Below are 7,172 nucleotides of genomic sequence, written 5' to 3' on the forward strand. Positions count from 1 at the left end.
GGGTGGGACGGTTTGCGGGGTGCCGAGCGCTGAAGCGCGAGGTCTACCCGCGTCGACTTCCGGGCCATCGAGGCCCCGGTGTGGTCCGGGGGAGATCACACGGCGGAGCGGAAGGCCGGAAGGTATCCGCCGGAGTGGCCCGCCGCCGTGGGGTGGTAGCTGTTGGAGACGGGCACCGAGACGCTGTGCAGCCACGCGTTGCCCGAGCAGATCTCGTGGCCGGTGAACTCGTCCACGACGCTGGAGTAGGAGAATCCTGCGTTGGCGGCCTGCTTGGCGAGCATCCCGTTGAGGGCGTCGCTGCCCCGGTTGATCGCCGCGCGTTCGGTCTCGCTCAGCCCGGCTATGCAATTGCCGTTCAGCTGGTAGAAGCGGGGGTAGCCGAGCACGACGACATGAGCCTGCGGCGCCTTGCTGCGGATGGAGCCGTAGAGGGAGGAAAGGCTCCCGGGCAGGGTGTTGGTGATTTGTGCGATGGCGTTGTTCACCGCGGCGACGCAGGTCGCCTCGCTCTGCAGGACGCAGGTCTGCATGACGTTCGCGAACCCGACGTCGTTGCCGCCGGCGGTGACGCTCACGAGCGTGGTGGAACTGTTGAGCGGGGTCAGCTGGCTGCTCTTGACCGTACCGGTCGTCGCTCCCGAACAGGCGGTGAAGGAGAACGAGGCCGGAGCGTTGGCTGCTGCCCACAGGGACGGGTAGGCCTTGCTGCTGCGCTGGCAGCTGCCGCTGTCGGGCAGGTAGCTTCCGGCGCCCACCCCTGAGGAGTAGGAGTCGCCGAGGGCGACGAAGCGCTCCCCTGCCGCCGTCGCGGCGGCGGCCTGCTGGGTCAGGCCCAGGGTCGTGGCCACCAGGGCCAGCAGGACGGGCAGGACCCGTCTCGCAGGTGATGTGTACATGACAAATAACTCCCTGATGTGTTGTGGGGAACAGGAGTTGTTGAAGCGTCACTCTTCTAGCAGTGGCGGACGCCCTTGCGATAGGCGTGTGAAACGGTTTGTTTCTGCGGGCTCCCCTGAGCGGCGATGCCGAGCCATGGCCCCGCCCCGGGAAATCCCCCCGCGCTGCCGTCCGGAACACCTGTGCCTGCTTGGGCCGGACGCCGCTGCAAGGCTCGCTCGAGCGACGATGCGCGGTGCCTGACGGCGCGGGCTTCACCCGTGCCCGGTCCGAAGGGACGGCCTGGCCGCCGCGGGCAGGCAGCGCGTCGCCGCGCAGGCGAAGAAGGTGAACAAGGCTCCGACGCAGCCGAGGAGCAGCGTCGCCACGGCGCGGCCCAGGTGCTCCCCGGCGATCCCGACGGTCACGGAGAGGGCCACCAGGTCAACCCCGGAGCGAGGCGGTCCGCCGTGCGAGCGGCCACCCCTCGTCCGACTCGCCGTTCTCGTCGTGCGCCGTGGCGCGGAGGCTGCGGTGGTGAGGAGGGTGGAGCCGTCGACCGGCTCGTCGCCGTCCGGGTGCTCGGACGTTCGAACGTTCGAGCAGTACGTCGTTCCCGGCGTCGGCGAGGACGGTCGCGGCGGCCGCACTCACGTCCTCGATCCGGTAGGCGGCCGGCTCGGCGCCGGCCGGGGCGGTCAACTCGACCGCACGTCACGCCTTTCGGAGCGACCTGGGCGATCGCCGCGAACGGGGAGAGCTGACGAAGATGACGAAGATGACGGAGCTGGACGAGACCGGTATCGAGGTGCAGGTGCGCCGGGCTCCCTCGCGACGGGGCGCCCGCGGTCGTGGGGCTGGTCCTCGGCCCGTAGGAGCGGGCGGATCCCTCGGCGCACAGGCAACCAGGTCACCCGAGATGGTCACAGCAGCGGAGCCAAGGCCTCCGTGGCCGCGCGCAGTGCGGGTGCGTACGCCTCGATCTCCTCCCGGGAGACCAGGAACGTGACGGTGGTGATGCTGACCCCGCCGACCGGCCGGCCCGAAGGGCCGAGGATCGCGGCGCCGATGCAGCGGATGCTGGGCTCGTTCTCCTCGTCGTCCAGGGCGTAGCCCCGGGCACGGACCTCCGCCAGCTGCGCGTGCAGGGCCCGCGCGGTGGTGAGCGTCCGCGGTGTCCGGCGCGCCAGGCCGGTGGCGGCGATCAGGTCCCGCACCTCAACGGCGGGCAGGTGGGCCAGGATGCTCTTGCCGATCGCGGTCGTGTGCAGGGGCATGCGCTTGCCGACGCGCGAGGCCGTCCGGAAGGGCTGGTCGCTCTCCAGCTTGCGGATGTAGGTGATCGTCTCCCCGCTGTGCAGGGCGAGATGGACCGTCTGGCCGGTGTTCTCCTGGAGTTCGCCCAGGATGCGCCCGATGCTCGGCGGCTCCCCGCCGACGACGAGGGCGGACAGGCCGCGCAGCCGCGTCCCCACCCCGTACCGGCTCTCGGCCTCCTGGCGTACGAAGCCCTGCTCGACCAGCGAGGCCAGGATGCGGAAGGTGCTCGACTTGGGCACCGCGGCCGCCGTCGCCACATCGGTCAGCCGGTGCGGGCCGCCGGGGGCCGCGACCGCCTCCAGGATGCGCAGGGACTTCTCCAGCGCGGAACCGGCCGCGGAGGTCCGTCCCGCGCGCGCACCCTCCGGGACTTCGTCCACATCCGTTGACACGGCAACTCCCGACGTGGGTAGGGTCTAGACCAAATGGTTCCGTTACACGGTACGCCGTTCCGCTACGTGGAACGAACGGGAGGTCTTCCTTGTCCAGCCACCCGTACGAGGTACTGGCGGCCCAGCGGCTGCTGCCGGTGCTGCGCGACGCCGACGCCGACGAGGCCGTCCGCCGCTCCACCGCCCTGCTCGCCGCCGGCTGCCGCGCCGTCGAACTGACCACCTCCACCCCCGGCTGGGCCGGAGCCCTCGCCCGTACCGCTCCCCTCGACGACGCGCACGGCCGCCCCGCCCTCATCGGCGTCGGCACCGTCACCACCGCCGCGCAGGCCGCGACCGCCCTGGACGCGGGCGCCGCCTTCCTGGTCTCCCCCTACCCGGCCCCCGAGGTCCGGGAGGTCGCCCGGCGCCGCCGAGCCGTCTTCATCGAGGGCGGGTTCACCCCGGGCGAGATCGCCGCCGCCGTCCGCGCGGCGGGCGCGGCCAAGGTCTTCCCGGCGCATGTGGGCGGCCCCGGATTCGTCCGCTCCCTCAGGGCGGTGCTGGCCGCGGCGGTGATCATCCCGACCGGCGGCATCCGGCCCGCCGAGGTCCCCGACTGGCTGGCCGCGGGCGCCACGGCCGTCGGCATCGGCACCGGCCTGCCGACGGACCCGGTCGAACTGGCCGCCGTATTCGCCGGGCTGGCCCGTCCGCGCCCCGCGCACGGCGACGGCGACACGGATGCGGATGCGGACGCGCATGCGGGTGCCGACGCCGGCCCGGACGCGGTCGGGGAGCGCTGACCGTGTCCCGGCCATCCGCCCCGGCCTACGACGTCCTCGTACTCGGCGAGGTCCTCGTCGAGATCCACGCGGGCACCACCCTGCGCGAGGCCACCGACGGCACCCCGGCCCGCATCTCCTACTCCGGGGACGCACTCAACGCGGCGGCCGCCGCGGCCGCGGCAGGGGCCCGGACCGCCCTGCTCGCCGTGGTCGGCGACGACGAACTCAGCACCCCGCTGCTGCGCAGGGCCGCCGAGCTCGGCGTGGACGTCTCCCACGTGCGCCGCGCCCCGCGCCCCAACGGCGCCTACCTGCTCTGCGCCGACACCGACGGCGACCGCGCGTTCGTCTACTGGCGTACCCGCAGCGCCGGTTCCACCCTCGCACCCGCGCACGTCGATTCCTGGCGCGAGCTGCTGACCCGCTGCGGGGCGCTCGTCACCAGCGGCATCACCGGCGCCCTGTCGCCGAGCAGCCGAAGCGCCGTACTGGCCGCCGCGCGCCTCGTGCACGGGGCGGGCGGGCACCTCTCGTACGACCCCAACTTCCGCTCCCGGCTGACCTGCCGGGCCGAGGCGCAGGAGCTGCTCGCCCGGATCGCCCCGCTGACCGGGCTGCTCAAGACCTCCTGTCCGGCCGACGCCTGGGCTCTCGTCGACACCGACGACCCGCGGACCGCCGCGGCCCGCTTCCGCGCGCTCGGCGCCCGTACGGTCGCGGTCACCGCCGGCGCGGACCGGCTGCTCCTGGACGACGGCACGCGGGCGGCCTACCACCCCGTCCCCGTGAACCCCGCGCCGGTCGACGCGACCGGCGCGGGCGACTGCTTCACCGGCACCACCACCGCCCGGCTCGCCCTCGGCGACACCCTCGCGGACGCCGTGGCGTACGGCACGGCCGCGGCCTCCCTCTCGGTCTCCGGCCGCGGCGGCACCGGACACGTCCCCTCCTTCGAGGAGACGGCGGCCCTGGCCGCCGCCCACCGGCGCAGGACTTAGGCCGTCTAGGGGGAGTCGGGCTCGGTGACCCATCCGGCCGCCAGGACCAGCCGCGAGGTCCGGTGGACGGTCAGGAACCCGAACGGCCGGTCGAAGCGCACCTCGGCCCGGCGCGCCCGGTAGCGGGGCCGGGGCGCCGCGCAGCCGGCCGCGGCCCCGAAGGCGGTGACGGCCGCGGCCTCGAAGCCCGCGGCGTGGAACCGGGCCAGTGCGGACTGCCGGGCCGAAGCGATGGCCAGCGGTTGGGAGCTGATGCCGGGGAAATGGCCGTGGTCCCTGTCGGTGGCGGCTTCCAGCCCGAACAGCCGGGCGTGGTCCAGGAGGTCGTGCTCGGACCGCACCTCGAAGGCCACCGTCTCGATGTGCAGCCGGGGTTCGGGGGAGTAGGCGGCCACGGTGGCGACGGCCAGTCCTGGACCGGGGCTCCCGTCCGGGAGCAGGCTCGCGCCCGTGGCGGGAAGGGCCTTCGTAACGGCGGCGATCGCGGCGGTGAGCGTGTCACCGACCGGTGCTTCGGGCTCGCCCAGCACGAGGTGGACGTCCACTCCCGCCGCTCCGACGACCTCCAGCAAGGTGACCGCACCGGACGGGCCGTGCACCACCCGGACCCGGTCGAGCAGGGAGGTGCTGCGGAGCAGCGTGCGCACGGGCCGGCCGGCCCACGGACCGGCGAACGGCTCTCCGTACGCCTCGTCGAACGGCTGGATCCACCTCAGCCGCAGCGCGAGCGCGGAGGCGAGGACCATCAGGCTGTCCTCGTCGAGGAGCACCGGCATGCGTGCGATCAGCCCGCCGGTCCGGTCCGCCGCCCACGCGTCCAGCGTCTCGGCGTCGGCGTCCGGGTCCCCGGTCAGCGTGCCCCGGGCGCCGGCCGGGAGTTTCGCCGCCCAGTCTTCCTCCAGCGGGAGTCCGGCCTTGGCCCACAGCCCGGTCGCCGTCCGCAGACCCCGTACGCCGGCCAGCGCGGCCAGCAGCTCCCGGGCGGCCCCGGCCGCGGCCTCGGCGGATATGCCCAGGGCGCGCGCCAGTTCGGCGCGGGCCGGACCGCCCGAGCCGTCCGCGAGCAGGGCGAGCAGCGGCCAGACCCCGGCCGCGGTGAACACGGTGCCCGTGTCGCCGGCCGGGGCTTGCGCGGCGGCCCAGCGCGTCGTCAGGTGGTTGACCGCCCGTACCGTCGAGTTCCTCATGCGGGGGAGCGTACGTGGAGGGACACCGCCGGGCCGGATGGATTTCCGCGGCCCGGCGGCGCCGGTCAGTTGCGTCGGCGGTGAGGCCGGCGGGGCGCCGGGCCGGGTGCCCGTCGGGTGTCTGGTCACGTGCCTGTCGGGTGTTCGGTCAGGTGCCCGGTCGGTGAGGCCGGCCCGGCGGCGCCGGTCAGCGCCCGCGCAGGCCTCGGTCGACGGCCGTCATCAGCTCTCCGTCGGAGGTGTCCGCGTCGAGCGACCAGAACATCGCGCCGCCCAGGCCGTGTTCGCGGACGTAGGCGGTCTTGGCGCGCAGCACCTGCGGGTCGTCGTACGTCCACAGGGTGGTGCCGTCGAACAGCCAGGCATGGCCCCCGCGCCGGTCCCGGTGGACCTGGTAAGTGCCGGAATCGGCAAGCTTCTTCAGTGCCTCGTAGTCCTCGTACCCGGCGGACCAGGTGGCCGGCGCCGGGCCCGTGGCGGGCTGCCCCATGCCGTCCCCGCCGCCGCTGACCCCGGTCCAGCCCTGCCCGTAGAAGGGCATGCCCATCACCAGCTTGTGCGCGGGCGCTCCGCGCAGGCGCCAGGCGTCCACCGTTCCGTCGACGCTGAAGTCGCCCCGGGCGTAAAGCGCGGACTGCTGCGCGGTCTTCGACTCGCCGGAGACGTGGAAGTCGTAGCCCTGGAGGGTCACGAAGTCGAGGTCGCGCATGATCCGGCGGACGTCGAAGCCCGCGTCGATCTTGGCGGGCGCGGTCGGGACGAAGGCGGTCAGCTCGTACCTCGTCCTCTTCCGCTGGCTCTTCGCGTACCCGTCGAGCTGGGTGCGGAACTCCTTGACGAGCTCGGTGAAGTTGCGCTTGTCCTCCGGCCGGAACTTCGTGTCGGTGTCGCCCGCGGAACCGGGCCACTCCCAGTCGAGGTCGATCCCGTCGAACACGCCGGCGGCTGCTCCCGCGCCGCCGCGGCTGCCGTCCTGCGGGAGGTTGCCCTTGATGTAGAGATCGATGCAGGACTCGACGAAGGCCTTGCGGGAGGCCGGGGTGAGGGCGGCGTCCGAGAAGTGGGTGGACCAGCTCCAACCCCCCAGCGAGATCAGTACCTTGAGGCCGGGGTGCTTGGCCTTGAGCTCGCGCAGCTGGTTGAAGTTGCCGGCGAGCGGCTGCTCCGGGGTGTCGGCGACCCCGTCGACGGAGTTCTCGGCGTCCAGCGGGCGGACGTAGTCGGCCCATGCGTCGGCCTCGCCGGATACGTTTCCGGTGAAGCACGTGCCTTGCGGACTGACGTTGCCGAACGCGTAGTTGATGTGGGTGAGCTTGCCGGCGGAGCCGCTCGCCTCGAGGTCCTGGACCTGGAAGTCCCGCCCGTAGACGCCCCATTGGGTGAAGTAGCCGACCTTCTTGTACGAGTGGCCGGGTCCGCTCGCCCCGCCGCCGTCCGCACCGGCGGCGGGCGCGAAGGCGGTGAGCAGGGTGAGGGAACAGGCGGCTACGGCCAGCCTGCCGAGCATGCTGCGGCGCATGGGCTTCCTTTGCGGAGGCGGGGAGGGGGCGCGAGCGCGGGCGCGGTGCATGCCGGAAATTATTGGTCTGGACCAGAGCGGTCAAGGGGGCGGCCGAAACTCGCTGGGCG

The 7,172-nt window shown here is 73.4% G+C and carries 8 protein-coding genes; 2 read left to right on the forward strand and 6 right to left on the reverse strand.

All coding sequences use genetic code 11. The features are described from left to right. Positions 1-95: 95 nt before the first annotated feature. The 4 genes from PV721_RS38990 to PV721_RS39005 all read right to left on the reverse strand — a co-directional run bounded on the left by PV721_RS38990 (position 96) and on the right by PV721_RS39005 (position 2,591). Positions 96-899, reverse strand: a complete 804-nt coding sequence (locus tag PV721_RS38990) for an SGNH/GDSL hydrolase family protein (RefSeq protein WP_319732936.1) — start codon at positions 897-899, stop codon at positions 96-98. Between the two features lie 255 nt (positions 900-1,154). Continuing rightward, positions 1,155-1,319 carry a hypothetical protein gene (locus PV721_RS38995; RefSeq protein ID WP_319732938.1) on the reverse strand — a complete coding sequence of 55 codons (165 nt, stop codon included), beginning with the start codon at positions 1,317-1,319 and terminating at the stop codon, positions 1,155-1,157. Between the two features lie 4 nt (positions 1,320-1,323). Continuing rightward, positions 1,324-1,581: a hypothetical protein gene (locus tag PV721_RS39000; protein ID WP_319732940.1), complete on the reverse strand. Its 258-nt coding sequence runs from the start codon at positions 1,579-1,581 to the stop codon at positions 1,324-1,326. A gap of 221 nt (positions 1,582-1,802) precedes the next feature. Continuing rightward, positions 1,803-2,591 (reverse strand): IclR family transcriptional regulator, encoded by a 789-nt coding sequence (locus PV721_RS39005; RefSeq protein ID WP_319732942.1) that lies wholly within the window; start codon positions 2,589-2,591, stop codon positions 1,803-1,805. An 89-nt stretch (positions 2,592-2,680) separates the two neighbouring features. Here PV721_RS39005 and PV721_RS39010 point away from each other — a divergent pair, with 89 nt between their 5' ends. Continuing rightward, positions 2,681-3,376 (forward strand): bifunctional 4-hydroxy-2-oxoglutarate aldolase/2-dehydro-3-deoxy-phosphogluconate aldolase, encoded by a 696-nt coding sequence (locus tag PV721_RS39010; RefSeq protein ID WP_319732944.1) that lies wholly within the window; start codon positions 2,681-2,683, stop codon positions 3,374-3,376. Between the two features lie 2 nt (positions 3,377-3,378). Then, positions 3,379-4,356: a carbohydrate kinase family protein gene (locus tag PV721_RS39015; protein ID WP_319732946.1), complete on the forward strand. Its 978-nt coding sequence runs from the start codon at positions 3,379-3,381 to the stop codon at positions 4,354-4,356. Positions 4,357-4,361: 5 nt separating this feature from the next. Here the strand turns inward: PV721_RS39015 and PV721_RS39020 are convergent, their stop codons facing one another. Together PV721_RS39020 and PV721_RS39025 are read right to left on the reverse strand one after the other, a co-directional pair. After that, positions 4,362-5,543, reverse strand: a complete 1,182-nt coding sequence (locus tag PV721_RS39020) for a serpin family protein (RefSeq protein WP_319732948.1) — start codon at positions 5,541-5,543, stop codon at positions 4,362-4,364. Positions 5,544-5,730: 187 nt separating this feature from the next. Then, positions 5,731-7,062: a glycoside hydrolase family 18 protein gene (locus PV721_RS39025; RefSeq protein WP_319732950.1), complete on the reverse strand. Its 1,332-nt coding sequence runs from the start codon at positions 7,060-7,062 to the stop codon at positions 5,731-5,733. Positions 7,063-7,172: the final 110 nt, after the last annotated feature.

The organism is Streptomyces sp. MB09-01 (assembly GCF_033794505.1).
Lineage (GTDB): Bacteria > Actinomycetota > Actinomycetes > Streptomycetales > Streptomycetaceae > Streptomyces.

Bases quoted from the DNA above. Each gene is read 5' to 3' on its own strand.
- PV721_RS38990 (WP_319732936.1), bottom strand. From the start codon at position 899: ATGTACACATCACCTGCGAGACGGGTCCTGCCCGTCCTGCTGGCCCTG.
- PV721_RS39020 (WP_319732948.1), bottom strand. From the start codon at position 5,543: ATGAGGAACTCGACGGTACGGGCGGTCAACCACCTGACGACGCGCTGG.
- PV721_RS39025 (WP_319732950.1), bottom strand. From the start codon at position 7,062: ATGCGCCGCAGCATGCTCGGCAGGCTGGCCGTAGCCGCCTGTTCCCTC.